20 protein-coding genes are annotated in these 26247 nt (G+C 35.7%); 6 read left to right on the top strand and 14 right to left on the bottom strand.

Annotation, left to right across the window (positions count from 1 at the left end):
• The first annotated feature begins 48 nt into the window (after positions 1-48).
• From BUC31_RS01615 to BUC31_RS01595, 5 genes are all read left to right on the top strand, one after another.
• Positions 49-1131 carry a diphosphomevalonate decarboxylase gene (locus tag BUC31_RS01615; RefSeq protein WP_073240642.1) on the top strand — a complete coding sequence of 361 codons (1083 nt, stop codon included), beginning with the start codon at positions 49-51 and terminating at the stop codon, positions 1129-1131.
• Positions 1132-1276: 145 nt separating this feature from the next.
• Complete coding sequence (locus BUC31_RS01610) at positions 1277-2215, top strand: mevalonate kinase family protein (protein ID WP_073240640.1); 939 nt, start codon at positions 1277-1279, stop codon at positions 2213-2215.
• 13 nt (positions 2216-2228) lie between these two features.
• Positions 2229-3134: a geranylgeranylglycerol-phosphate geranylgeranyltransferase gene (locus BUC31_RS01605; RefSeq protein ID WP_073240638.1), complete on the top strand. Its 906-nt coding sequence runs from the start codon at positions 2229-2231 to the stop codon at positions 3132-3134.
• A 75-nt stretch (positions 3135-3209) separates the two neighbouring features.
• Positions 3210-4052 carry a pseudouridine synthase gene (locus BUC31_RS01600; protein WP_073240636.1) on the top strand — a complete coding sequence of 281 codons (843 nt, stop codon included), beginning with the start codon at positions 3210-3212 and terminating at the stop codon, positions 4050-4052.
• Between the two features lie 35 nt (positions 4053-4087).
• A complete protein-coding gene (locus tag BUC31_RS01595; protein WP_073240634.1) occupies positions 4088-5149 on the top strand; it encodes a zinc-binding metallopeptidase family protein in 1062 nt (353 codons plus the stop codon).
• Here BUC31_RS01595 and BUC31_RS01590 read toward each other — a convergent pair.
• Together BUC31_RS01590 and BUC31_RS01585 are read right to left on the bottom strand one after the other, a co-directional pair.
• Positions 5146-6072 carry a PorP/SprF family type IX secretion system membrane protein gene (locus BUC31_RS01590; RefSeq protein ID WP_073240633.1) on the bottom strand — a complete coding sequence of 309 codons (927 nt, stop codon included), beginning with the start codon at positions 6070-6072 and terminating at the stop codon, positions 5146-5148. The genes BUC31_RS01595 and BUC31_RS01590 overlap by 4 nt on opposite strands.
• Positions 6073-6076: 4 nt before the next feature.
• Positions 6077-13651 carry a BspA family leucine-rich repeat surface protein gene (locus BUC31_RS01585; protein ID WP_073240631.1) on the bottom strand — a complete coding sequence of 2525 codons (7575 nt, stop codon included), beginning with the start codon at positions 13649-13651 and terminating at the stop codon, positions 6077-6079.
• A 235-nt stretch (positions 13652-13886) separates the two neighbouring features.
• On the opposite strand from BUC31_RS01585, the gene BUC31_RS01580 reads away from it, so the two are divergent.
• A complete protein-coding gene (locus tag BUC31_RS01580) occupies positions 13887-14768 on the top strand; it encodes a YihY/virulence factor BrkB family protein (protein ID WP_073240629.1) in 882 nt (293 codons plus the stop codon).
• On the opposite strand, the gene argH is transcribed toward BUC31_RS01580, so the two are convergent.
• The 12 genes from argH to BUC31_RS01520 all read right to left on the bottom strand — a co-directional run bounded on the left by argH (position 14765) and on the right by BUC31_RS01520 (position 26126).
• A complete protein-coding gene (gene argH, locus BUC31_RS01575) occupies positions 14765-16042 on the bottom strand; it encodes an argininosuccinate lyase (protein ID WP_073240628.1) in 1278 nt (425 codons plus the stop codon). The genes BUC31_RS01580 and argH overlap by 4 nt on opposite strands.
• 73 nt (positions 16043-16115) lie before the next feature.
• The gene (locus tag BUC31_RS01570; RefSeq protein ID WP_073240626.1) at positions 16116-17180 is read right to left on the bottom strand and encodes a M20 family metallo-hydrolase; all 1065 of its coding nucleotides are present in this window, start codon (positions 17178-17180) and stop codon (positions 16116-16118) included.
• A gap of 1 nt (position 17181) precedes the next feature.
• Entirely contained in the window at positions 17182-17961 is a 780-nt protein-coding gene (argB, locus tag BUC31_RS01565) for an acetylglutamate kinase (protein ID WP_073240624.1), read from the bottom strand.
• Entirely contained in the window at positions 17951-18133 is a 183-nt protein-coding gene (locus tag BUC31_RS01560; protein WP_073240622.1) for a hypothetical protein, read from the bottom strand. Before BUC31_RS01560 ends, argB begins: the two co-directional genes overlap by 11 nt.
• Complete coding sequence (locus BUC31_RS01555) at positions 18123-19064, bottom strand: Rossmann-fold NAD(P)-binding domain-containing protein (protein WP_073240621.1); 942 nt, start codon at positions 19062-19064, stop codon at positions 18123-18125. The genes BUC31_RS01560 and BUC31_RS01555 overlap by 11 nt, the downstream gene beginning before the upstream one ends.
• Positions 19061-19828, bottom strand: coding sequence for a glutamate 5-kinase (gene proB, locus BUC31_RS01550; protein ID WP_073240619.1), 768 nt, complete (start codon positions 19826-19828; stop codon positions 19061-19063). The genes BUC31_RS01555 and proB overlap by 4 nt, the downstream gene beginning before the upstream one ends.
• Before the next feature lie 46 nt (positions 19829-19874).
• Positions 19875-21071, bottom strand: a complete 1197-nt coding sequence (locus BUC31_RS01545; RefSeq protein ID WP_170861915.1) for a glutamate-5-semialdehyde dehydrogenase — start codon at positions 21069-21071, stop codon at positions 19875-19877.
• The gene (locus BUC31_RS01540) at positions 21068-22192 is read right to left on the bottom strand and encodes an aspartate aminotransferase family protein (protein ID WP_073240617.1); all 1125 of its coding nucleotides are present in this window, start codon (positions 22190-22192) and stop codon (positions 21068-21070) included. The genes BUC31_RS01545 and BUC31_RS01540 overlap by 4 nt, the downstream gene beginning before the upstream one ends.
• A 49-nt stretch (positions 22193-22241) precedes the next feature.
• A complete protein-coding gene (proC, locus tag BUC31_RS01535) occupies positions 22242-23036 on the bottom strand; it encodes a pyrroline-5-carboxylate reductase (RefSeq protein WP_073240615.1) in 795 nt (264 codons plus the stop codon).
• Positions 23037-23084: 48 nt separating this feature from the next.
• Complete coding sequence (gene argC, locus BUC31_RS01530) at positions 23085-24059, bottom strand: N-acetyl-gamma-glutamyl-phosphate reductase (RefSeq protein WP_073240613.1); 975 nt, start codon at positions 24057-24059, stop codon at positions 23085-23087.
• Between the two features lie 125 nt (positions 24060-24184).
• Entirely contained in the window at positions 24185-25372 is a 1188-nt protein-coding gene (argG, locus tag BUC31_RS01525) for an argininosuccinate synthase (RefSeq protein WP_073240611.1), read from the bottom strand.
• Positions 25373-25493: 121 nt separating this feature from the next.
• Entirely contained in the window at positions 25494-26126 is a 633-nt protein-coding gene (locus BUC31_RS01520) for a GNAT family N-acetyltransferase (protein WP_073240609.1), read from the bottom strand.
• Between the last annotated feature and the right edge of the window lie 121 nt (positions 26127-26247).

Raw genomic sequence — 26247 nt, 5'->3', positions numbered from 1 at the left:
TTTTAATTGATAGTCCTAAAAACTATATTTGCACAAATTGAATATTCAATGTCAGAAAAAGAATTTATTCCAGCACCATATACCACATTGAAAGAAGAAGGCACAGTATCGTATTCTTCGCCCAGTAATATTGCTTTGGTAAAGTATTGGGGTAAGAGAGAGAATCAGATACCTGCCAACCCATCTATCAGTTTTACATTGGCTGCATGTGTTACTAAAACTAGTGTGCAGTATAAAAAGAAAGCTAAAAAAAGCGAGGAGTTCTCCTTTGACTTATTTTTTGAAGGCGAAGCAAAAGAAGAATTTAAGCCAAAAATAAATACATTTTTAAAAAGAATAGAAGTCTATCTGCCGTTTTTAAAAGAGTACCACTTTGTTATAAATACATCAAATTCTTTTCCGCATAGTAGTGGTATAGCATCATCTGCGAGCGGTATGTCAGCTTTGGCATTATGTTTTATGGAAATGGAGAGGACTTTTTTAAAGAATCTTTCTGAAGAGCATTTTAACAGAAAAGTTTCATTTTTATCTCGTTTAGGTTCCGGTAGTGCTTGTCGCAGTATTGAAGGACCTTTGGTACAATGGGGAGAAACAGCTTCAATTGAAGGAAGCTCAAATCTGTTTGGTATAAAGTATCCGTATAAAGTACATGAGGTATTCAATAATTTTCATGATACCATTTTGTTGGTAGATAAAGGAGAAAAGCAGGTGAGTAGTACGGTGGGTCATGAGTTAATGCACGGACATCCGTTCGCGGCTCAACGATTTGACCAGGCACATACCAATTTAGAGAAGTTAAAGTCTGTTTTAACAGATGGTAGTTTAGATACATTCATAAATATTGTAGAAAGTGAGGCACTTACATTACATGCGATGATGATGACGAGCAATCCGTATTTCATACTAATGAAGCCAAATACCCTTTCTATAATTAATGCGATTTGGAAATTTAGGCAAGAATCTAATACCCATGTTTGCTTTACATTAGATGCAGGTGCAAATGTGCATGTATTATATCCGGAAAATGAAAAGGATATCGTTTTTCCATTTATAAAAGAGAAGTTAGTGCCTTTTTGTCAAAATGGGCAGTATATTTGCGATCGAATTGGTCTGGGTGCTAAGAAGTTGTAGGTGATTTAAGTACTATTTCTTTACAATAAACGTTTGTAAGGGAATGATTCATTTAATTTGTTTAACCTTTTAGGGTGAAACGTTCAACTTTTTGTGAATCTTTGACTATATTTATATACGTTTCAATATTAGTTTAGTTTTTAAAATGAAAGGACCTCTTTTTTATTCAAAAATTCTTCTCTTCGGAGAGTATGGTATCATTAAAGATTCAAAAGGATTATCAATACCCTATAATTTTTATAAGGGAGCTTTGAAATCTGATGCCAGCGTTTCAAAAGAGGCTACAAAATCTAACGAAAGTTTAGCAGCATTTGCTCTTTATTTAGAAGAGTTAACTGTTGAAGAGCCAAGTTTGGTTTCTTTTGATTTAGACCTGTTAAAAGCTGATGTTGCTGAAGGTATGTATTTTGACAGTTCTATACCACAAGGTTATGGTGTAGGTAGTAGTGGTGCTTTGGTAGCAGCTATTTATGACAAATATGCGCAAGAAAAAATAACGGTTCTTGAGAACTTAACCAGAGAAAAACTATTGAAGCTTAAAACGATATTCGGTAAAATGGAGTCGTTTTTTCACGGTAAATCATCTGGGCTTGATCCATTGAATAGTTACTTGAGTCTTCCAATTCTTATAAATTCTAAAGACAATATTGAGTCTACTAGCATACCTTCACAAAATATAGAAGGTAAAGGAGCCGTATTCTTATTAGATAGCGGTATTATTGGAGAAACTGCACCAATGGTTCAGATTTTCATGGAGCAAATGAAGAATGACGGTTTTCGTAAAATGCTAAAAAATCAATTCATAAAGCATACAGATGCTTGTGTAGAAGATTTTGTAAACGGCAATATTCAGTCATTGTTCGGTAATTTGAAGCAATTATCCCATGTTGTTTTAGATAATTTTAAACCTATGATTCCTGCTAAGTTTCATGACTTATGGAAAAACGGAATTGATACTAATGATTACTACTTAAAGCTTTGTGGCTCAGGTGGTGGTGGTTACATCTTAGGTTTTACCGAAGATTTTGAAAAAGCTAAAACTGCGTTAAAAGATTATAAATTAGAAGTAGTCTATAATTTTTAGGTAATTTCCATACATGCTTAATAGAAGAAATAAACTCTTACTTTTAAAAGTACTGAGTCTGTTTTCAGTGGTTAGGGGGTATAACATTCTAGTTATAGCCCTAGCTCAATATTTGGCGTCTATTTATATTTTAGCACCAGAGCTTCCTGTTCGTAAAGTAGTTTTTGACGTTAATCTTTTCGTTATCGTAATAGCTTCAGCTATGGTTATTGCTGCTGGTTATATTATTAATAATTTCTACGACGCAGAAAAAGACCTCATTAATAAACCCCGAAAGAGTATGCTGGATCGCTTGGTAAGCCAGCGATTTAAGCTAACGACATATTTTGTACTCAATTTTTTTGCGGTAATTGCGGCCAGTTATGTATCGTTTAAAGCGGTTTTCTTTTTCTCATCATATATTTTCGGTATTTGGATCTATTCGCATAAGTTGAAGAAAATTCCGTTTTTAGGTAATTTTATTTCAGCCACTTTGGCAATTACGCCATTCTTTGTCGTATTCATTTACTACAAGAATATTCAGCCAGTGATTTTTATGCATGCAGTATTTCTTTTTTTATTGATACTAGCACGAGAAATGATCAAGGATTTAGAAAATATTTCAGGAGATTTAGCTCAGAATTACAGAACTATTCCGATAATTTACGGAGCACGAACTTCTAAAATTCTTATCAGTTTATTGATTTTATTGACCCTTGTGCCATCATTACTGCTGATTTTCAAGTTCGATGTGGGGTATATGAACTTTTATTTTATGCTTTGTGTGGTATTGCTAGTCCTCTTTGTATTTCTTTTATTCAAGGCAAAAGCCCGTAAAGACTATGTTTGGCTGCATAATATTCTAAAACTAATTATAGTAATGGGAGTCTTTGGTATTCTACTAATAGATGTTGACCTTGTTTTAAACAGAATACTATAGTTGTTCGTAATATGTTTCATATAACTATTTGAACGGCAACGCAATTTGCTACCTTTGTGCAAAATTGGTACAGTTATGAGTAGGGATGATTCTAGTAGAGGAAAAAATGCTTCAGGTAGGCAAGGTGGTAATTTTAAAAAGAAGAGCTATGCTCGTGGTAATGCGCCCATTAAAAAAAATGTGACGCCAGCCAAACCACAAGATCCAAATTCTATTAGACTAAATAAATATGTAGCCAACTCTGGGGTATGTTCTCGAAGAGATGCAGATATATATATTGCTGCAGGTAATGTAACTGTAAATGGAAAGCCTATTACAGAAATGGGATATAAGGTTAAGTTGAGCGATGAGGTAAAATTCGATGGTCAATTATTAAATCCTGTTAAGAGAGAATACGTCTTGTTGAACAAGCCTAAAGACTTTGTTACTACTGTACGAGATGAAAAAGGTAAAAGACACGTTTCTGGATTAATATCAAGTGCTTCTAAGTCAAAATTACTTCCGGTAGATAAATTGGAAAAAGAACATACAGGTTTACTTTTGTTTACCAATGATGGTAGTATGACCAAGGTGTTGAAAAGCCCTGTAAATGGCATGCGTAAAATTTATCATTTGGTTTTAGATCAAGAACTAAGAAGTGCCGATTTAAAGAAGATTCAAGAAGGTGTGGTTGTTGATGAAAAGGCAGTTCGTGTACAAGATGTAAGTTTTATTGCTGATGCTCCAAAAAGAGAAGTTGGTATTGAGATTTATAGTTCTAGAAATAAAATTGTAGAACGCATTTTTGAAAATTTAGGTTATACAATTCAAAGAATGGATAGGGTTGTTTATGGTGGTCTTACTAAAAAAGATTTACCAAGAGGACACTGGAGGTATTTGACCGATCAAGAGGTTATAAATCTTAAGATGATCAAATAATACACTGTCCTTGTCTGTTTAAAAGACTATAGGATATGAAATTATTTCAGTGTACAAACTGTAAGAATACAGTTGTTTTCGAGAATAACAAGTGTGTAAACTGCAGCTATCTACTAGGGTATTCTTCTTATTACAATAAGATAGTTTCCTTAGATGTAAATGCTGCAAAATGGCAACTTCCAGAATTGGAAGGCAAAACCTATACATACTGTAAAAATCACAAATACAATGTTTGTAATTGGCTTGTAGATGTTGAAAGAGGAAATGAGTTTTGTTTAGCATGCAGTTTAAATAGAACCATACCAGATATTCTAGATGATGACAATCTTAAAAAATGGCAACACATTGAAATTGCCAAACATAGATTGGTTTATCAATTATTACGATTTAGACTACCTATTGTAAGCAAGACTATAGACGATTTAAAAGGATTTTGTTTCGATTTTTTGGCGAAAGATGATTTGCCAGAGGAGTCAAAGAATTTAAAAACCGGTCATGCAAATGGCGTAATTACCCTATTAATTTCTGAAGCAGATCCTGTTGTTCGAGAACAAGTTAAACAACAAATGTCTGAACGTTATAGAACCTTGCTCGGTCATTTTAGACATGAGGTTGGACATTACTTTTGGGACCTGCTTATTCGTGATAATCCTGATGTTTTGGCTGAATTTAGAACTATTTTCGGAGATGATTCTCAGTCGTATGCAGATGCGTTAAACAATTATTACAACAATGGTCCGCAAGCGAATTGGCAGCAACGTTTCATAAGTAAGTATGCATCATCTCACCCTTGGGAAGATTGGGCAGAAACATGGTCGCATTATCTGCACTTGACCGATGTTTTGGAAACCGCATATAATTTCGGACTCAAAACAGATCCTAAAATAACAGCCAAGAAAAATTTAAAGATGAATGCTAGTTTCGATTCTTATAAAGAAATCAGTTTTAAAAAGGTATTGAATACTGGTATGCCGTTACTGTTCGCATTAAATAGTATGAGCCGTTCTATGGGAGAAGACGATCCTTATCCTTTTATAATTTCGAAACCTGTGGAGAAAAAATTGGAATTCATTCATAGATTATTGAAGAGTGTTTAATCTCTACTAAAGCCCTTACCAAAACGGTAAGTGGCAATAATGCCATGGGTATTACCTAATGGAGAATCGTTCATGGCTACATTGTAACTGTATATAGCTCTAATATTTTTGAAAAGATAGACACCAGCTAAAAGATTAATCGACGAATTAGTTCTATAACCTGTTCCTAGTTCAAATCTGTTTCTGTAACTGACAGCGATATTCATGTCTACTTGAAATGGAGCGCCATTTTCATACTTCAATAATAAGTTTGGCTTAACCATTAATTCTTCAAATTTGTTTGAAAAGAAGCGGTATCCTAAATAGCCATAATACGGAACGTTAATTTCAACATTATCATCGGATACTAGCATATCACCAATTACATTTGGTGTAGAAATTCCTACATATACATTAGCAAGATTTAGAAGAAATCCTAATCCGATAGTTGGTATAGTGGCATTAATATTCATAGCAAAATTAGGGTCGTCCATAATACCAAGTTCTAGTAAATTATCTTGATATTGCTGCACACCGGGTGATATGGAAAATGATAATGAATTAGGGGTGTATATTTGCCAATAAGGTCTATTTTTTTTGGTGTCAAAAAAGATTTTGTATGAGTAAGTGGCAAAAGCACTTGTTGAGGTGGTAACCCCAACTTCATCACGAATTAAACCTGCGCCCAACCCAACTTTACCTCTATTTAGAGGCGTATGAAAACTTAGGGCGAAACTTTTAGGACTACCTTCAAATTGATTAAAAGTACCTGTATTGCTAATGCCAATCTCTGCACTTGGAGCCAATCCTGCAAAGGCAGAATTCACTAGGTACGGGTTGTAATTGTACTCAGAGAAAGTAGGAGTTTGCTGAGCCAATGCGTTATTGGTGTATGCAACAAGAATGAATGCTATTAAAGCGATATTTTTATATAAATTCTGCATGCTATTATCGCTTTAATACAAGATAACCTTGTGTTTTTCTTAAAATAGTTTCTCCTTCAATTTGAATGTTGAAGAAGTACGTTCCTGTTGGTAGTTGGTCAGCACCTAATTTGGTCTGCACATTTGCAGTACCTGAAAATAGGTTAGATACATTATCGTAGTTTTCAATTTGAAAAACCATTACTCCCCATCGGTTATAAATACTGACTACATTTTCAGGGTAGTAATCTATGTTTTCAATATGCCAATATTCATTAATTCCGTCGCCATCTGGAGAGAATCCGTATTTGGTTTCGTCTTCGGGAATCATAGTTGTAAACGATTGTAACTCGCAATCAATAGCTTCACCTACACTGTTGTAGGGTGTAATGGTGATGTAGATTTCAGAATCAAAAGGAAGTTCTTCTCCATGAGTATAGCTAGTAGTATTACCCATATCAATAGTATCTAATATATCATTTTCCTCTGTAGAAGTTCCTATAGAAATATAATAACCATCTGTATGTTCAACTTCATCCCATGAAATAGTACTTTCTAATGATACATCAGTTTCACCGTTAGCGGGACTAAGTAACACGGCGCAATCAGGTGCTATAATTTCAGTGGTGAAACTTTCAGAAATACACCCTTCTGCTATACCGGAAGAGTTGTATGGGGTTATATGTACATATATAAGAGTTTCAGAAGGTAAATCTTCACTTAAAGTATAACTGGTCAAAGATGCAACATCTTCATTGTTGACAATATCGGTACCGTCTTCCGTGGTGCCTATTGAAATGTAATAACCATCAGCTTCGTTTGCAGCGTTCCATTCAATATCGGTAGAAACAGCAATATCATTGCCATTTTGTAACGAAGGTATTAGAGTTGTACAGGCTGGTATTGGTCTTATGGTAATGTTCTCAGAAGTACAACCAATGGCATCACCAATTTCGTTGAAAGGGACGATAGTAATCGTTACAGTTTCTCCTATATTAAACTCATAGGGGAATGTGTAAGTAGTATCTAAAATTTCCAGATTAGTAATATTATTCTCAATACTATTGCTTGATGTAATGGTTAGTCTGTAACCATTTGCATCTGTAACAGCGTTCCATGTAATTTCGTTCAATTCGGGAACAACATCACCATTTATTGGAGAAATTAGAGTAGTACAGTTAGGAACCGATTTAATAGTGAAACTCTCTGTAGAACATCCAATAGCTTCACCAGCGGCATTATAAGGAACAATAGTGACTGCAACTGTTTCCCCTTGCTCAAAATCGTTGGTAAAATCATGGGTATTTCCAGTAGTGATATCTAATTCTAATACATTGTTTGCTGTACTGTTATTTGCATTTACTGATAATACATAACCAACAGCCTCAGGTACTGGTGCCCATTCTAAATTAGTATTAATGGCAACATCAATGTCGCCGTTGGCGGGAGAGATTAAAGTGGTACATTGAGGAATTGCTTCAATAGTAAACGTTTCTGTATTACAACCGATAGCATTACCAGATTCATTATATGGAGTTATAGTAACTGAAACCGTTTCACCTTGCGTAAAATCTGAATCAAAATCTATCGCAGTCGTTGTTGTTTTTCGGTCGATAAAGTTATTGGCAGTGCTATTGCTCGCATTCACGGTTACGAAATAGCCGATTGCATCGGTTACGGCATTCCAAGAAATTGAAGTGCCTATGTCAACTGCTGTAGCTCCATTTAATGGCATGCTCAAACTAGTACAAGAAGGTACCGGTTTAATGGTAAATGATTCTGAAGTACAATCTATAGCTTCACCTGAGTTGTTAAAAGGTTTAATGGTAACCATTACCGTTTCGCCTTGTATGAAATCATTGATGAAATCATAAGAATTCGCGATAACATCTACTTCGTTTAAGTTGTTGTCAGTGCTTTCACTTGCAATGACAGTTAATTTGTAGCCAGTTGCATCGGTTACGGCATTCCAACTAAGATCTGTATCAATATCAACATTAACAGCATTATTTAATGGTGATATTAAACTTGTGCATGATGGTAATGGTGGTGGTATTATGGTAAAACTTTCAGAAGTACAACCAATGGCTTCTCCATTATCATTGTATGGTTTAATAGTAACCGTAACTGTTTCACCTTGTATGAAATCATTTGAAAAATCGAACGTTGTATCCGATGTTATTTCAAAATCGGTCATATTGTTAGCAGTACTGTTACTGCCGATAACGGTTACTCTATAACCATTGGCATCTGTAACTGCATTCCACGCTATAGAAGTATCTACAGCAACATTTGTATCGTTATTTGTAGGACTTATTAGTGTTGTACAATCTGGTGGACCCGCTGTTTCAAATGTGTACTCTGTACAACCTGAAGAAGGACCATTAATGTTGTAGGCGATAATAGAAACGTGAATAGTTTCATTTTCAGGTAGGTCGCTTACAAAATCGTATGTGGTTTCATTGCCAAGATCACCTGTAAATATGTCTGAACCACCAGATGTTGTACCAACCGTTAATCTATAGCCGTCTGCTGAACCTGAACCATTCCAGCTTAAATTGGTATCTAAAGGAACTTGTGTGGCACCATTTGCGGGTGAATTTAAAATTGGACATGATGGCGGACTTGTAGAATCGCCAGTAGTAAAGTTTTCTTCAATACAACCTACCGCATCGTCAACATCGTTATATGGTATAATTGTTACATAATAAGTTCTACTTTCAAGTAAATCGACAGGAATATCATAAGTTGTAAAATTACTTACATCAACATTGTTTACTATTTCGTTACCACCTTCGGTTGTACCAACAATAACGAGATAACCCGTTGCTTCGGGAACTGCCGTCCAACTTAAATTTGTATCAATAGCAACATCTGTTTCTTGGTGTGCAGGAATAATTAAATTAGTACATGTAGGTGCAACAGGTATTGTTTCTGTATGAAAAGATTCTTCACTACAACTATCAGCAGGTCCTTGTTCATTATACGGTGTAATAGTGATGAAAATATCACTATCTTCAGGTAGGTCTGTTACTAGATCATGTGTAGTAACATTCTCTACATCAAAATTATCTAGAATATCATTGGCTCCTGCAGATGTCCCTATCGTTAATCTATAACCGTCAGCATTAGATATGGCATTCCAGGTTAAATCTGTAGTTACTAGCACATCACTATCGTTATTGGCAGGTGTTATCAAAGAGGTGCACTCTGGTATGGTAGGTAGTGTGTTTGACAAGGTGAAACTCTCTTCATTACAAACACCAGGATTACCTTCATCGTTAAAAGGTACAATGGTTACATAAACTGTATCGCCAGTATCAAAATCTGAAGCAAATTCGTATGAAGTCTCGTTGATTATAGTTTCATTATTTACAACATCGTTTCCGCCAGCTGTTGTTCCTACAGTTAAATAATAACCCTGTGCAAATTGCGCGGCATCCCAAGTAAGGTTTGTGTTAATGGGCACATCTGTTGCTCCATTAAGGGGCGAAGCTAATTGTGTGCATTCAGGAATAGGACAATCTCGAACATCTTGGCTGAATGTCCAACCAAAATTATCTATCATAGACTGTCTCTCTTCTTGTGCATCACAATACGGTAGATCTTCTGCTCCTAGGGTAATACCACTATTTAATGTTTGCTCTGACCAAGCAATAAGGGTCGCATCGTAATTTTCTCTTACCAAAGCGGTATGGTCTAACATATCACTCATATTAGTAACACCGCTTACATCCCATTCGGCAAGGCTTTGGTCTAATGAAGTGGCATTGTCGAACATAGAGCGCATTGATACCGTCCCCGGATTCCATAAATCCATAACTTGGTTATATGCAGATGCATTTTTAAACATATAATCCAAATTGCTTACACCTGTTATACGCCAATTGTTTATATTTTGGTTGAAAACAGTTGCGTCGCTGAACATTTCTTCCATAGTGGTGACACCTCTTACATTCCAATCCCCAATAGCTTCATTAAACGCAATGGCGCCTTTAAACATATCTTCCATGGTAGTTACAGAAGCTACGTTCCAAGAGTTCATGCTTTGGTTGTAGCTGGTAGCATCGTTAAACATAGCTTCCATTGTGGTTACAAATGAAACGTTCCACGCATCAATGTTTTGATTAAATAGCGTTGCACCGCTAAACATTTCTTGCATAGTTAAAGCTTCGCCTGTATTCCAATTGGTAAGTGGTTCATTAAAAGCCAATGCGTTTTTAAACATTGCTGCAAAGTTGGTTACCACAGCTGTGTTCCAATTGTTTAAAGGTTGGTTAAAAGTTTCAGCGCTTTCGAACATAGACGGCATTAGCGTAACCGATGATACGTTCCAATTATTTAGCGGCTGATCAAACAGTAAGGCATTTTTAAACATAGATGACATGTTGGCCACGGCACTTACATCCCAATCTATTAGAGGTTGATCAAAAATTTCTGCGCCATTAAACATTTCAGACATGTTCACTACAGAGTTTACGTCCCAACTATTTAATGGCTGGTTAAAGCTTAGAGCTGAATTAAACATGGAAGACATGTCTGTTACATTCGTTACGGACCAACTGTCTATGTTTTGGTTAAACTTTTGAGCATTGTAGAACATAGACCCCATATTGGTGACAGAGTTTACATTCCAATTGTCTAGAGGTTGATCAAAAACTTCGGCGAAACTAAACATATAATTCATGGTAGTAACCAATGATACGTTCCAATCATTTAAAGGTTGATCAAATGCTTCAGCACTTCTGAACATAGAGCTCATATTGGTAACTGAAGATGTATCCCAATCATTTATGTTTTGGTTAAATAGCTCCGTATAACCAAACATGCTATACATAGAGGTAACTTTAGACACATCCCAATCTAATGGCTGATTAAATACTTCTGCATCATAGAACATAGAACCCATATTGGTGACATTACCCGTATTCCATGAATTTAGGGGTTGATCAAATTCTCTAGCGCTATAGAACATACTGGTCATATTAGTAACATTGCTAACATCCCAGGTGTTTAAAGGTTCATTAAAAACATAGGTTCCTTTAAAGGTAGAATCCATGTTCGTTACATTAGTAACGTTCCAATTATTTAAATCGCCATTAAATAAATGGGCGCCTTCAAACATTTCGGACATATCTGTTACAAGAGTAAGGTCAGGAATATCTGTAGCATTATACTCCATGTTTTCACATCCAAAGCAAGCTCTTTGCATGGATTGATACTCATGTGTTCCCCACTGGTCAATAGATATGACTTCATCGGCATCTCCGTAATAGTTATAAGGAGCGGGAAAATCGCCAATAATAGCTATCGTATAGATTCCAGGAGTATTGTATATGTGCCTAAGATCACTTGTAACATTATTGTTGTATTCGCTATCACCCCAATCAACGGAATAATTGTAGCTGTAACTAGAGTTTCTTTGAATTCTAAAATCAAACTGATCAGTACCGTAAGCAGATCCAAGGCTAGTGTCAATCGTAAATTTATAGGCAGCTGGACTATTGACCCATGATGGTACTACGGTAAAGCTAAATTCTTCACAGCCAACTGCCGGACCTTCACCATTATAAGGTGTTACAGTAATGAAAATAGTATCGCCTGGAGTAAATTCGTTGGTAAAAGTTAAAATTTGTACGTTACCAACATCATAATTATTTGCAGGGCTTCCACTGATATTTACAAAGCTACGGACTCCGCCTCTTTCAACCTCTAAGTCAATATAGTAACCGGTGGCATTTGGTGCGGCAGCCCAATGTATGTTAGAATTTGCAGGAACATTTGTATCTCCTTCGGCTGGGTTTGTAATTGTTGTGCAGAACACATTTGAACAGTTAACAATATCTCCGGTTATAGTCCAATTATGGGTGTCAATAAGTTCTTGTCTTGCAAGTCTACCATCACAATATTTTAAGCCTGTTGCTCCTAAGTCAACATCATCTTCTACTGTTTGGGTAGCCCAACCGATTAAAGTAGCATCATAATTTTCCTCAGATAATCCAGAGTTGGATAATAGAGATGTCATAGATGTAACGGAGGAAATGTCCCAAGATGATAGGTCCTGATCAAAAGCATCAGCATTCAGAAATGTATTTCTCATTCTTGTTACAGCCGAAGTATTCCAATTGTCTAGAGGTTGGTTGAACAGCGGTGTATTTGTGAAAATACCATCCAAATTTGTAAGTGAAGTAATTGTCCAATTGTTTAGTGGCTGATTAAATAGCGTTGCGTTATCAAACATATTACTCATATTCGTAACATTAGAAACGTCCCAGCCTTCAATATCTTGGTTAAAACTTGAGTCTTGAAACATATAACTCATGTTCGTAACGCTACTTACGTCCCAAAGGTCTAAAGGTTGGTTATAAGCAGTTATGTAGGAAGATGCCCAACCAGCAAACATATAGCTCATATTGGTTACGTTGCTAACATCCCACCCATTTAATGGTTGGTTAAAAGAAGAGCTTTCAAACATACCTGACATGTTAGTTACATTACTAACATCCCACTGATTTAAAGGTTGGTTAAAATCTTTTAAGCTACCGGCACTACCAAATGTTCGGCTCATGTCGGTTACATTGCTTACGTCCCAATCATTTAAAGGTTGATTAAAATTATTGTTTTGGGCAAACGTGGACGATAAGGTGGTCACATTGCTAACATCCCATAAATTTAAGGGCTGATTGAACGGGCAATTTTGAAACATTCCAGAAATGTCCGTTACATTGCTAATATTCCAATTGTTTATTTGTTGGTTAAAGGATGTTAGGTAAAACATGCTTGCCATGGTAGTTACATTACTTACATCCCATAAGTTCAAAGGCTGATTAAAAACTCTGGCATAAAAAAACAAATTAGACATGTCCGTTACATTGCTAACGTTCCAATTGTTGATGTTTTGATTAAAATTTTCAGCATGATAAAACATGTTAGACATTGTAGTTACCTCAGCTGTATTCCAACTATCCAATGGCTCATTAAATAGTTCGGCTTCGTAAAAAGTATAAGACATATCTGTTACTGCCCTGGTATTCCAATTTGCTAAGGGTCTATTAAATGTTTCTGCTTCATAAAATAAGCCTGAGATATCATTAATAGTACTGGTATCCCAGTTATTTACAATTCCATTAAACGAAGTACAACCTCTAAACATCTGTTTCAAAGAGGTGACTTGAGCAAGCTTAGGATCGTCAATTAAATCAAAATTCAAGTTTTCACAACCATAAAAAGCATTTTCCATGGTTTGCCATTCAATGTCTCCCCATGCCAGTATTTCTATAATCTTTAGTTTGTCGTTTGCATTTTCATCGTTAAAATAAATAGAAGGAAATGTACCGCTAATACTAATTGTGTATATACCGGGAGTAGCATAAGTATGAGTGATATTTCCGGTTACTCCAGTATCTGTATTTGCATCTCCCCAATCTATATCATAATCATATGTTGTATATGAAGGGTTGGTAGGAATGGTAACTTGATTGGCTAAAGAAGAGCCTGTCTCGGTATTATTTGTATTCCAAACAGAATTAAATGATTGAGAAAAAAGATTAACACTTAAGAATAAAAGAAAAAGGGTAAAACTTTTTTTGAAAATTGGCATGCCGGTTGGTTTAATCGAGGGTTTGCCTCAAATATGCCTATGAAAACTAAATGTTAAAATTTTTTGTTGTGAACGCCTGTTATATAGATGTAAAGTCTAGTTTTTCTGATGAACTGTATAAAAGCAATCCTTTAAAGAATCAGAAAAACCTTTTAAGAGGTAGTATTTAATCTTATCGGATTACAGGCAATATTTTACTTGTCTTATTTTTAAACTTAGTTTAAATACTATTATAATGTCTAAAAATAAGGAAGAAAATCATACTAAATTTGGGATTTCTCACCTACCTAAATTACTGGTGAAAACCTATAATGAATGGATGGAAAAAGAACCATTTCAAATAAGTGCGGTTATAGCATATTATGCAATTTTATCACTGCCAGGTCTACTTATTTTAATTCTAGAATTGGTTGGTGGTATTTGGGGTAAAGAGATTGTACGGGGAGAGCTATTTGCGGAAATTTCATCAGCTATGGGGCCTGAAACAGCTCAATCTATACAAGAAATGATAGCGGATAGAGGTAGTGAAAATACATCTATAGTAGCTACCATATTAGGTGTAGGAGTATTGATTTATGGTGCTACGGGAGTTTTTTATCAACTACAAAATGCGTTAAATGATATTTGGAAAGCGAAACCAAAGTACATTAATGAAATATTATCTACACTTTTCATGCGGTTAAAAGGATTCGGATTTATTCTTATTTTCGGATTTCTACTACTAATCAGTTTTGTGCTAACTTCTTTTTTATCGGCATTTTCAGCTCAATTATCTAGGCTTTTGCCAGAGGGAATGTTGGAGCTAGGATTTGTGTTGGATATTGTTATTTCTTTGACATTTATCTATCTATTATTCGGTGCCATGTTTAAATACTTGCCCAGTACACATGTGCGTTGGAAAGCAGTTAAGGTCGGCGCTGCACTTACCGCTTTTTTATTTTTAATAGGTAAATATGCGCTTGCTTTTTACTTTAGTAAGGCAGAGCCAGGTTCAACTTATGGTGCTGCCGGAAGCATAATTTTGGTCATGTTATGGGTTTCTTATTCTAGTTTAATAGTCACTTTCGGAGCCCAGTTCACCAAAATTTATTCAGATAGGTATTTGAAGGAGAACTAAATCTCCTTCATTTTATCATTAATTTCCTTTAAGCAAAGATTACCTAAACTGCCTTCGTGTGTGTGGTGAATATCTCTTTTGGGCTTAAAAGTACCCTCGTTAATTTCTTGTCCCATTTTCTTATACGCATCTCTAAAAGGCATCCCGTTTTGTACAAGTTCATTTAAAGTATCCACACTAAATAAGTAGTCATACTTCGGGTCTTCTAAGATGTCATTATTGACTTTAATTTCTTTTAAACTAAATGTCAATATCTCTAAACACGCTTTCATGTCTTGAATTGCCGGTATAATAATTTCCTTCACCAATTGCAGGTCTCTATGATATCCGCTTGGTAGGTTATTGATAATTAAAGTAAGTTGATTTGGTATAGACTGTAGCTTGTTACACTTACCACGTACCAATTCAAAAACATCAGGATTTTTTTTATGTGGCATAATGCTAGAACCCGTAGTCAACTCATCTGGGAAAGAGATAAAGTTGAAGTTCTGGCTCATATACAAACAAATATCCATAGCCATTTTAGAAAGCGTTGCTGCAATATTTGCGATACCGAAAGCGGTTGCTTTTTCTACTTTTCCTCTACTCATTTGAGCAGCAACTACATTGTATTTTAGTGTGCTAAAGCCCATTTCTTTAGTAGTAAATCTACGGTCGATAGCAAATGAGCTACCATAACCAGCAGCACTACCTAATGGGTTTTGGTCAGCAACTTTATAGGCTGCTTCAATAAAATAAAGGTCATCTATTAAGCTTTCCGCATAGGCAGAAAACCATAGTCCGAATGAAGAAGGCATGGCAATTTGTAAATGCGTATACCCTGGTAACATAACATCTTTGTGTTCTTGGGCTTTTACCAAAAGAAGATTAAATAGCGACTTGGTCATCGATTTAATTTCTGTCAATTCATCCTTCAAATAAAGGTGCATGGCTACTAAAACTTGATCGTTCCTTGATCGTGCAGTATGTATTTTTTTGCCAGTATCGCCCAAACTTAGGGTAAGCATGTATTCTATTTTAGAATGCATGTCTTCAAAAGAATTTTCAATAGTAAAAGTTCCTTTTTCTATTCGTGCAGCGATAGTATTCAACTCTCTTACGAGGTCTTGAGTTTCTTTAGGTGTAATCAATCCGATTTCGCCTAACATTTTGGCATGAGCTCTAGATGCAATAACATCGTACTTAGCCAATAGTAAATCTAGTTCTCTGTCATTACCTACGGTGAAATGATCAATCTTTTTATCAGTGCTAAATCCTTTATCCCAGAGTTTCATAATTCAAGTGTCAAGTTCAAATATCAAGTTCAAAACTTAATAATGATAATTAATTTTATAATTAGCCGCACGTTTAGTGCATGAAGCCTTTTAATATTTTAATATACAAATCTATGCCTTCTTCAATTTCATGTACATATATAAATTCATTGGCTGAGTGAGAACGTGTGCTGTCACCAGGTCCTAGTTTCAATGACTGGCAATTTAGTGCTGCTTGATCAGAGAGTGTAGGTGAACCATAGGTTGTTCTGCCTAATGCAATACCCGATTTTACTAACGGATGGTCTTTATCTATTTTCGACGAATTGAGGCGTAAAGATCGCTCCTTTAATTCGCATGGCGCATCCTTCTTCAGTAAATCTGTAATTTCTTTGTTGCTATATGCGTCATTTACACGAACATCAACTACCATATCAACTTGTGCTGGCACCACATTGTGTTGTGATCCTGCGCTAATTTGGGTGACGGTCATTTTTACATCTCCCAAAGCTTCGGATGATTTTTCGAATGTGTAATTCTTAAACCATTCTAAAACTTTAATGGAATTGTAGATGGAATTGTCTTCATTAGGGTGCGCAGCGTGCGAGGGAGTCCCTTTCACTACAGCATCAAAAACTACTAGTCCTTTTTCTGCAATAGCAAGTTGCATCAGTGTTGGTTCGCCAACAATAGCAACATCAATATGTGGCAATTTCGGTAACAATCCCCGTAAGCTATTCTCTCCTGCATTTTCTTCTTCTGCAGAAGCGACCATTAAAATATTATGGCTAAGATTTTCATCATGATAATAGTTTACGAAAGTTGCTAAAAGAGACACTAAAGGTCCGCCGGCATCATTACTTCCTAATCCGAATAATTTACCATCTTCAATGTGGGGCAAAAAAGGGTCTTTTGTATAGGCTTTATTAGGCTTTACGGTATCATGATGGGAGTTTAGAAGAAGGGTAGGTTTTGAATCGTTCCAAAATTTATTCTTCGCTATAATATTGTTGAGGTCTCTTTCTGTGGGGATATTGTATTTTGCCAACCAAGCTTGTATAGCATCGGCAGTTTTGTCTTCTTCCTTAGAAAAAGATGCTATTGAAATTAATTCTTTCAATAATGCTATTGCGCTTTCTGTTAGTTCTGTTTGATTCATTTTATAGGGTTAATGTAGTGAACAGTTCGGTATTTTTATCTAACATAGTTACATCGCCTAAACATACTTTTTCAACGGTGTGGTTTAGGGCATGAAAGCAATTATGAAGTTTAGGTAACATGCCATCAGCGATTATTCCAGCTGTTAACAGTTCTTTGTATGTAGTTGTATTGATATTTTTTACAACGCTATTGTCATCTTTAATATCCATTAGAACCCCTTTTTTTTCAAAGCAGTAATAAAGAGTGGTTTCATAGGTTGATGCCATACCAATTGCAATTTCAGATGCTATGGTATCTGCATTGGTATTCAATAATTGTCCCGCGCCATCATGCGAAAGCGCACAGAAAATTGGCGTAAGGTTGATGGATAAAAGATTGCTGATTAATTCAGAATTTACACCGTCAATATCACCGACAAATCCGTAATCTATTTCTTTTACGGGGCGTTTATGTGCCTGTATGCTATCACCATCAGCACCGCTTAATCCGATAGCATTAATATTTTTTGCTTGAAGCTGGGCAACGATTTTTTTATTTGCCAATCCGCCATAGACCATAGTAATAATATCGACAGTTTCAGTATCGGTAATACGTCTACCATCTATCATTTTAGATTCAATACCTAGTTTAGTGGCTAGTTGAGTAGCTAATTTTCCGCCACCATGTACTAAAATCTTTAGCCCGTCTAGCTTGGCAAATGCATTAAGAAAAACGGCTAAAGCCTTTTCATCTTCAATGACATTACCGCCAATTTTTACAACACTTAGTTTATTTTTCATCGTCAGAAAATTTGAACATGAGTACCATGGCAACAATAAGAATTATGTTACTAACGGGACCCATATAGGTTTTCCAATGTGCGGTACTGTGGTCAATATCGACCATATTTGCTACAAATAAGATGAGTGCAAATAATGCGATGCCAATATAAATCCATTTACTAATCTTCATTACTTTCCAATATTTTCTTTAGAACCAATTGTGCTGCATATGTTCTATTATTTGCTTGTTCAATGACCAATGATTGATTACTATCTAAAACTTCATCGGCAACCACTACATTTCTGCGTACGGGTAGACAATGCATAAATTTAGCATTTCCTAGTTTTTTCAGGGTCATTTGCCAATTAGTATCTTGAGATTTTATTTGACCGTAATCAGTATAACTACTCCAGTTTTTTACATATACAAAATCGGCATTTTCTAGCGCCTTCTCTTGATCATACTCAATCTTAACATCTTTGGTGATATTAGGGTCTAGTTCATAACCTTCTGGATGTGTAATCACAAATTCAGCATTTTGCTTCTGCATCATTTGAATAAATGAATTGGCAACCGCGTGTGGTAAAGCTCTTGGGTGTGGTGCCCATGACAAAACTACTTTTGGGTTGTTTTTAAAGTTATATTCTTCTAAAGTAATGGCATCGGTCAGTGCCTGTAAAGGGTGCCCAGCAGAACTTTCCATATTTACTATAGGCACAGATGCATATGTTTTAAAGCCGTTCAGTACTTCTTCTGCTTCATCTAATTCTTTGTCTTTCAAGCCTGCAAAAGCACGTATTGCAATAATGTCACAATATTGAGAAATTACCTGCGCAGCTTCCTTTATATGTTCAGATGTACCTTGGTCCATAACAGTACCGTCAGCATATTCTAAAGCCCAACCTTCACTGCCAAAATTCATAACAATAACTTCCATACCCAGATTCAGTGCCGCTTTTTGAGTGCTTAAACGTGTACGTAGCGAGTTATTGAAAAATAGGAGTCCGATAGTTTTATCACTACCCAAAGCTTTATGTTTCTTTGGTTGTTTTTTAAGCGATATAGCTTCTTTTACCCAAGTAGATAAAGAGTCGATATCATTTATAGAAAGGTAATTCATGATGCTTTAATTTTTGTAAATGTGCTTTTGTTATCAATGGCGTCGGTAATGAATTGATCTTTTAAACCATTTGTAATCCAAGTTTCAATACCTGCTTTTTGAGCTATGGTTGCTGCATCTATTTTAGATTGCATTCCGCCAGTGCCATGGGTAGATTTAGATTCCCCTATTTCTTTTAGTAATATGCTTAAATCTGATACTGATTCAATTGTTTTTGGTTTGGAAGTTGATAGTGAAGACTTCGTATAAATACCGTCAGTATTGGTGGCGATAATTAGAATATCTGCGGATAAAAGAGAGGCTGTTAGTCCTGCTAATTTATCGTTGTCTCCAAACTTAATTTCATCTGTTGCAACCGTGTCATTTTCATTAATGATAGGGATGAAATTATTAGCGACAAGAACGTTGATTGTATTTTTAATATTCACTCTAGTTTGCTCTTTTTCAAAATCTGAATATGACAACAAACATTGAGATGTGAAAAGCCCAAGCTCCCTAAAATTCTCTTGAAAAATACGCATTAAGTGCGGCTGACCAATAGAAGCCAATGCCTGTTTTACATTGATTTCTTCACCATTATGCTCCAGTTTCACAAATTGTTTTGCTGCGGCAATAGCCCCAGAACTCACAATAATGAATTCATATTGATCTTTTAAGGCTGCTATTTGCCTACCAATATCTTCGATTTTACCACGGGAGATATGATCAGTATCTTTCGTTAAGGTATTGGAACCCAATTTCAATAAAATTCTCTTTTTCAACATGTTTGTTTCGTTTTCGTCAGGATAATTATTTCCACCTAACTCCTAACTATCTAACTTGACCATTTCCTTTTACGTACCATTTATTGGTAACTAAGTGCTGTAAACCAATTGGTCCGCGTTGGTGTAATTTATCGGTGCTGATGGCTAGTTCGCCACCTAATCCAAATTGTCCGCCATCTGTAAAACGGGTAGATGCATTGTGGTATACAGCCGCAGTATCTACAGATTGCATAAAAGTATCTGCTTCTTCTTCGTCTTTTGTAATAATGGCAGCTGAATGTCCACCGCCGTAGGTGTTTATAAGTTGTATAGCCTCATCAACATCGGGCACCTGCCCAATCACAATTTTATAGTCTAAAAATTCTTCATACCATACGGACTCATTTTCCATTTGAGAAGTACCATCCATACCAGCTAGTTTGGCATCGGTTAGAATTTCAACATTATGTTTTTTCAAAGTTTGTATCAAGTGACGTAGAAATTCAGCCTTACGAGGTAAATCTCTAGAAATAATCACTTTGTCAACAGCATTACATGCCGATATTTTTGTGGTCTTGGCATTGATAATTACATCTAAAGCCATTTGCAAATCTGCTTCATGAGAAACATATACAAAGTTGTTTCCACGACCGCTAACGATTACAGGGCACTGAGCATGTTGCTTTACAAATGCAATCAATTTTTCGCCGCCACGCGGAACAATTAAATCTAGTTTTTGAGTAGGATTTTCAAGAAACTGCTGTGTTTCTGTTCTTGAATAATTCAAGTACGTAATCCAATCAGTAGAACAGTCACAAGATTCTAAAGCTTTATGCCACAAATTGACTAAAACCAAGTTCGAGTTCAACGATTCTTTACCACCTTTTAATAAAATCTTATTTCCAGATTTAAAAGCAATACCGGCTGCTTCAATAGTGACGTCTGGTCTAGATTCATATATGATCATAATAGTGCCGAAGGGTGCTGTTTTATTACTGATTTCTAAACCGTTGTCATGCGTAAATTGAAAACGTTCTACATGCAAAGGGTCGGCTAGGGCTGCTAATTTTTTTAAGGAAGAAGCCATTTCTCTTACCTTATCTTTATCCACCTTTAATCGGTCAATCATTGCAATGTCAGCAGATTCGAAAGAATTTATATCTTTCTCATTTGCCGATATTAAAATAGATTCTTCTTGTTGTACCAATTCTGCCATACGTTTTAGAACGGCATTTCTTTTTTCTAAATTGAGCGTTTTTATCATGATAAAGCAGTCTTAAGAGCGGTGAAAAACACGTCTAAATCTTGTTTGGTAATATTCAATGCCGGTAATACTCTAAGTACCGTTTTATCTTTTGCACCACCGGTGAAAAGATGGTGCTCATGAATTAATTTTTTGCGTAGATCAGCTACTTGAAAATCAAATTCTAATCCTAGCATTAAACCTTTTCCTTTTACTCGTTTTACTTGCGGAATTTCTTTTGCCTTTTCATTGAAATAAATCCCGAGTTCTTCAGCATTTGCAATTAAGTTTTCATTTTCAATGACCTCTAAAACAGCCAATGTTGCTACACAAGCCAAATGATTACCACCAAAAGTGGTACCTAGCATTCCGTATTTCGCTTTTATACTTTCGTGAATAAGAACGCCACCAACAGGGAAGCCGTTGCCCATTCCTTTTGCAATACTAATAATATCAGGTTGTATGTTGTGATGTTGAAATCCAAAGAATTTACCACTTCTACCAAAACCGGATTGTACTTCATCAGCAATTAATAAAGCATCATTTTCTTTACATAGTGCTGCTACTTTCTGTAAAAATTCTGTGTTAGGTTCATCTAGTCCTCCTACACCTTGTATAGATTCTATGATTACGGCACAGACATTCTTAGAAATTTCTCGTTCAAAACCTTTTATGTCATTCAGGTCAAGAAAAACTACTTCATGCTGTTGATTAATTTCAGCATTTATAGAAGGATTGTCCGTAACCGCCACTGCAGCAGAAGTACGCCCGTGAAATCCGTTGTTAAAAGCTATAATTTTAGATTTCCCTGTTGCAAACGATGCCATTTTAAGTGCGTTTTCATTTGCCTCGGCGCCAGAGTTACACATAAAAAGGTTATAATCTTCACACTTAGAAATTACACCAAGTTTTTCCGCTAGTTCCTCTTGTAGCGGATTTTGAACAGCATTACTATAAAACCCTATTTTGTCTAACTGGTCTTTTAAACGTTGCACATAATGAGGGTGCGTATGACCAATGGATATTACGGCATGTCCGCCGTAGAAATCTAAGTAATCTTGACCTTTATCGTCGGTCACTACAATTCCTTTAGCGGAAACTGGGGTAACATTATATAATGGGTAAACGTCGAATAATTTCATAATTCAAAAAGATTCAAGTTCAAAAAAGAACTGATTTGTTGATGTACTTTTATTTGGTTTTAAATTCGGTAATCTTATCGTACGAGGCAATAATACCACGTATTAAAGACGCGCTTAAACCTTGGTGTTCCATTTCGTTTAATCCGGTTATTGTACAGCCCATTGGCGTAGTAACACGGTCTATTTCTTCTTCTGGGTGGTTGCCAGAATCTATAAGTAAACTTGCGGCGCCATTACAGGTATGCATGGCAAGTTCTTGAGCCTCTTTTGCATCAAACCCTAATTGTATGGCACCTTGGGTAGTTGCACGTATTAAACGCATCCAGAAAGCAATGCCACTGGCACAAATAACCGTTGCGGCCTGCATTTGGTTTTCAGGTATTTCCATAGAATGCCCCATTCTATTAAAAATAGCCTTTGTTAAGTCAATACGTTTTTTACCTTTTTCATTACTACAAATACAGGTCATTGATTTACCAACAGAAATAGCGGTATTAGGCATACTTCTAACAATGTAATTATCCTTACCAATAACTGCCTCTATTTTTTCAATTCCAAAACCGGTTATGGTAGAAATAATTACATGGTTTTCAGTTAATAGGTCTTTTATACTTTCTAAAATGTCGGCAAAATGAACAGGTTGCACGGCAAATATTAAGATGTCTGAATTTTGTACAGCCAAACGATTGTCGTTGGTAACCGTAACCTTATCAAATTTTTCAAAATCAGCAATAGATGTAGTATCCCTTTTAGTAAGGTACATACTAGTGGCACCATTACTTTTTAGAATTCCGTTTGCAATGGAAAGTCCTAAATTACCGGTACCTATAATAGCTATTTTCATGTTGTAATTAGTATTTAGTAATGAGTAAAGTACTGAGTGTAGCAGAAGTTAAAATACCCCTGCCTTTAAATTGAGTCCTAAATTTTCTTCTAGACCAAAAATTAAATTCATATTTTGAACGGCTTGCCCAGATGCACCTTTTAATAGATTATCAATTGCTGAGGTCACCAGTATTAAATCATCGTGTTTATGCAAATGAATATGGCACTGATTCGTATTTACCACTTGTTTTAAGTTGATAGGCTCATCAGAAATTTGGGTAAAGACCGCATCCTTGTAAAAATCTTGATACAGTGCTTTAGCTTCCGATAAATCACCATCGAATTTGGTATACGAAGTCGCTAAAATTCCACGAGTGAAATTTCCTCTATTTGGCATAAAAAATAAGTTCCCAGTATTTTCTTGAAGCGAATGTAAACTCTCATTGATTTCTCCTAAATGCTGATGCGTAAAAGGTTTGTACCAGCTTACGTTATTGTTACGCCATGAAAAATGAGAAGTGGCTGACGGACTAACGCCTGCACCTGTACTACCTGTTACGGCATTTATATGCACTTCATTTTCTAAGAGCTTTGCTTTTGCCAATGGAAGCAATGCCAATTGAATAGCTGTTGCAAAACAACCAGGGTTGGCTATGTATTTGGCATTTTCTATTTCGCTTTTATTTAATTCCGGTAATCCGTATACAAACTGTTTACCATCAAAATTAGCATCTGCAACTAGTCTAAAATCGTTACTTAAATCGATAATAATAGTATCTGTAGAAAAGCTATGTTCCTTTAAAAAAGCCGTAGAGTTACCGTGGCCTAGGCACAGAAAAACAACATTAACATTTGGGTTTACATTTCCTGTAAATTCTAGATCTGTTGTTCCTAATAAGTCTGGATGTGCTGTAGTCACCTTTTTACCTGCTCTGGTGGTACTGTAGACAAAATCTATTTCCGCGGCGGGGTGATTCAATAGAATTCGAATAAGTTCGCCACCCGTGTAACCAGATCCACCAATAATACCTGCTTTAATCATAATTTTATTTTGTGAATGAGAAATCAGTATCAAGTACAAAGTATTAAGTACTTTGTTGATACTTTTAATTTTACTTAATATTTTGTACTCATTACTTAATACTACTTTTTCCTAACTCTTTACTCTTATTGATCCCCATTCACATGGTTGTAAATCTTTCCAGAATTGGATAGAATTTTAATAAAGCCTTTAGCATCATCTGCTGTCCAGCCTTTATTTACTTCACCGTATTTACCGAAAGCATCTGTCATTAAATCATGTTTAGATGAAATACCGTGCAGCCTAAATTGAAAAGGATATAAGCCAACATATACATCACCAGAAACGGTTTTTTGAGTGTCGGTTAGAAAGGTCTCTATATTTCTCATTACCGCATCTAGGTAATTACCTTCATGCAATAACATACCGTAGAAATTACCTTGTTGCTCTTTTTGATATTGTTGCCATTTAGTAAGCGTATGCTTTTCTAAAAGATGGTGTGCCTTTATGATAATTAATGAGGCGGGAGCTTCAAAACCAACTCTTCCTTTAGTACCAATAATAGTATCGCCAACATGAATATCTCTACCAATTGCATATTTAGATGCAAGAGCTTCAACTTTTTCAATGTTATTTACCGGCGTATCTTTTTCTCCATTAACCGCTACTAATTCTCCTTTTTCAAAAGTTAAAGTAATATCTGTCGGATTTTTTTCTTGTAGCTGGCTTGGGTAAGCACTATCTGGTAATGCTTTGTCTGAAGTCAAAGTTTCTTCGCCACCTACCGATGTTCCCCATAAACCTCTATTGATAGAGTATTTTGCCTTTTCCCAAGGATAATCTACCCCATTTTCTTTTAAATAAGCTATCTCTTCTTCTCTAGCCAATTTGTTATCTCTAATAGGGGTGATAATTTCTATTTCAGGAGCAATAATTTGGAAAATCATATCAAAACGAACTTGATCGTTTCCTGCGCCTGTACTACCATGTGCGATATATTTAGCACCAACTTTTTTGGCGTAGTTTACAATTTCTATAGCCTGTACTATTCTCTCTGCACTCACAGAAAGAGGGTATGTATTGTTTTTTAGAACGTTCCCGAAAATAAGGTACTTAACTACCTTGTCATAAAACGTTTGTACGGCATCAATAGAGGTGTAAGAAGTAGCACCTAACTGAATAGCCTTCTTTTCTATTTCCTTTATTTCATCTGATGAAAAACCACCAGTGTTTACACTTACTGCATGAACTTCAAAGCCTTTGTCTTTTGATAAATGTTTTGCGCAATAAGATGTATCTAATCCGCCGCTGTATGCTAGTACTAATTTTTTCATTTTAATATTTTCAATCCCAGTATATCTGGGTAATTATATGATTCAATTTGAATAGAGAATAGATTTTATTTGAGAACAACTATATTTTAAAATTGAAGCTCGTTCTTTTCTCTTTTCAGAATTATGATTTACTTTTTTCGACTTTCTTTTTAAGGAACAAACTCTCTTTAATACTTTTTAATCTTGTAAAAGCCTTACTGTTCACATGCTTTACTTCCTCAGTTTTTTTCTTAACATTACCATCATAGAGCATACCTGTGCATAAGCACATTTTTTGTTCTGTTCTGGTAAGGATATCGAAATTTTTGCAAGTTTGGCAACCTTTCCAAAACTCTGGATCATCTGTAAGCTCAGAAAAGGTAACAGGTTTGTAGCCAAGCTCGTAGTTAATTTTCATAACGGCTAAACCAGTGGTGATCCCAAATATTTTGGCATCAGGAAATTTTTCTCTGCTGAGTTCAAAAATTCTAGCTTTTATACTTTTTGCAAGTCCTTGACCCCTATAATCAGGGTGTACTATTAGTCCGGAATTGGCAACAAATTTCTCATGTCCCCAAACCTCTATATAGCAAAAGCCTGCAAATTTCTCTCCGTCCAACGCTAAAATAGCATTGCCGTTAGATAGTTTTCTCTGGATGTATTCTGGTGTACGTTTCGCAATACCTGTTCCGCGAACCTTAGCCGAATCTGCTATGGTATCGCAGATATCCTGAGCGTATTTAAAATGTGATTCGTTAGCAACAATTAAGTTCATTGCCAGTTAGATTTAAAAGTGTAAAAAAAGTTTTGATTTTCTGTGCGGAAATGGACTCACCTAATTCCATAATTATATCTTACCCTTACGGGCGACGACGGCGAGATGTGAACGGACGCGC

The organism is Maribacter aquivivus (genome assembly GCF_900142175.1).
GTDB classification, from domain to species: domain Bacteria; phylum Bacteroidota; class Bacteroidia; order Flavobacteriales; family Flavobacteriaceae; genus Maribacter; species Maribacter aquivivus.
The sequence above is the reverse complement of the archived record's forward strand: the minus strand, read 5'-3'. Positions and strand labels throughout refer to the sequence as shown.

Excerpts from the sequence above, each read along its gene's own strand:
- BUC31_RS01615 (WP_073240642.1), top strand. The coding sequence starts at position 49 with ATGTCAGAAAAAGAATTTATTCCAGCACCATATACCACATTGAAAGAA.
- BUC31_RS01610 (WP_073240640.1), top strand. The coding sequence starts at position 1,277 with ATGAAAGGACCTCTTTTTTATTCAAAAATTCTTCTCTTCGGAGAGTAT.
- BUC31_RS01605 (WP_073240638.1), top strand. The coding sequence starts at position 2,229 with ATGCTTAATAGAAGAAATAAACTCTTACTTTTAAAAGTACTGAGTCTG.
- BUC31_RS01600 (WP_073240636.1), top strand. The coding sequence starts at position 3,210 with ATGAGTAGGGATGATTCTAGTAGAGGAAAAAATGCTTCAGGTAGGCAA.
- BUC31_RS01595 (WP_073240634.1), top strand. The coding sequence starts at position 4,088 with ATGAAATTATTTCAGTGTACAAACTGTAAGAATACAGTTGTTTTCGAG.
- BUC31_RS01590 (WP_073240633.1), bottom strand. The coding sequence starts at position 6,072 with ATGCAGAATTTATATAAAAATATCGCTTTAATAGCATTCATTCTTGTT.
- BUC31_RS01585 (WP_073240631.1), bottom strand. The coding sequence starts at position 13,651 with ATGCCAATTTTCAAAAAAAGTTTTACCCTTTTTCTTTTATTCTTAAGT.
- BUC31_RS01580 (WP_073240629.1), top strand. The coding sequence starts at position 13,887 with ATGTCTAAAAATAAGGAAGAAAATCATACTAAATTTGGGATTTCTCAC.
- argH (WP_073240628.1), bottom strand. The coding sequence starts at position 16,042 with ATGAAACTCTGGGATAAAGGATTTAGCACTGATAAAAAGATTGATCAT.
- BUC31_RS01570 (WP_073240626.1), bottom strand. The coding sequence starts at position 17,180 with ATGAATCAAACAGAACTAACAGAAAGCGCAATAGCATTATTGAAAGAA.
- argB (WP_073240624.1), bottom strand. The coding sequence starts at position 17,961 with ATGAAAAATAAACTAAGTGTTGTAAAAATTGGCGGTAATGTCATTGAA.
- BUC31_RS01560 (WP_073240622.1), bottom strand. The coding sequence starts at position 18,133 with ATGAAGATTAGTAAATGGATTTATATTGGCATCGCATTATTTGCACTC.
- BUC31_RS01555 (WP_073240621.1), bottom strand. The coding sequence starts at position 19,064 with ATGAATTACCTTTCTATAAATGATATCGACTCTTTATCTACTTGGGTA.
- proB (WP_073240619.1), bottom strand. The coding sequence starts at position 19,828 with ATGTTGAAAAAGAGAATTTTATTGAAATTGGGTTCCAATACCTTAACG.
- BUC31_RS01545 (WP_170861915.1), bottom strand. The coding sequence starts at position 21,071 with ATGATAAAAACGCTCAATTTAGAAAAAAGAAATGCCGTTCTAAAACGT.
- BUC31_RS01540 (WP_073240617.1), bottom strand. The coding sequence starts at position 22,192 with ATGAAATTATTCGACGTTTACCCATTATATAATGTTACCCCAGTTTCC.
- proC (WP_073240615.1), bottom strand. The coding sequence starts at position 23,036 with ATGAAAATAGCTATTATAGGTACCGGTAATTTAGGACTTTCCATTGCA.
- argC (WP_073240613.1), bottom strand. The coding sequence starts at position 24,059 with ATGATTAAAGCAGGTATTATTGGTGGATCTGGTTACACGGGTGGCGAA.
- argG (WP_073240611.1), bottom strand. The coding sequence starts at position 25,372 with ATGAAAAAATTAGTACTAGCATACAGCGGCGGATTAGATACATCTTAT.
- BUC31_RS01520 (WP_073240609.1), bottom strand. The coding sequence starts at position 26,126 with ATGAACTTAATTGTTGCTAACGAATCACATTTTAAATACGCTCAGGAT.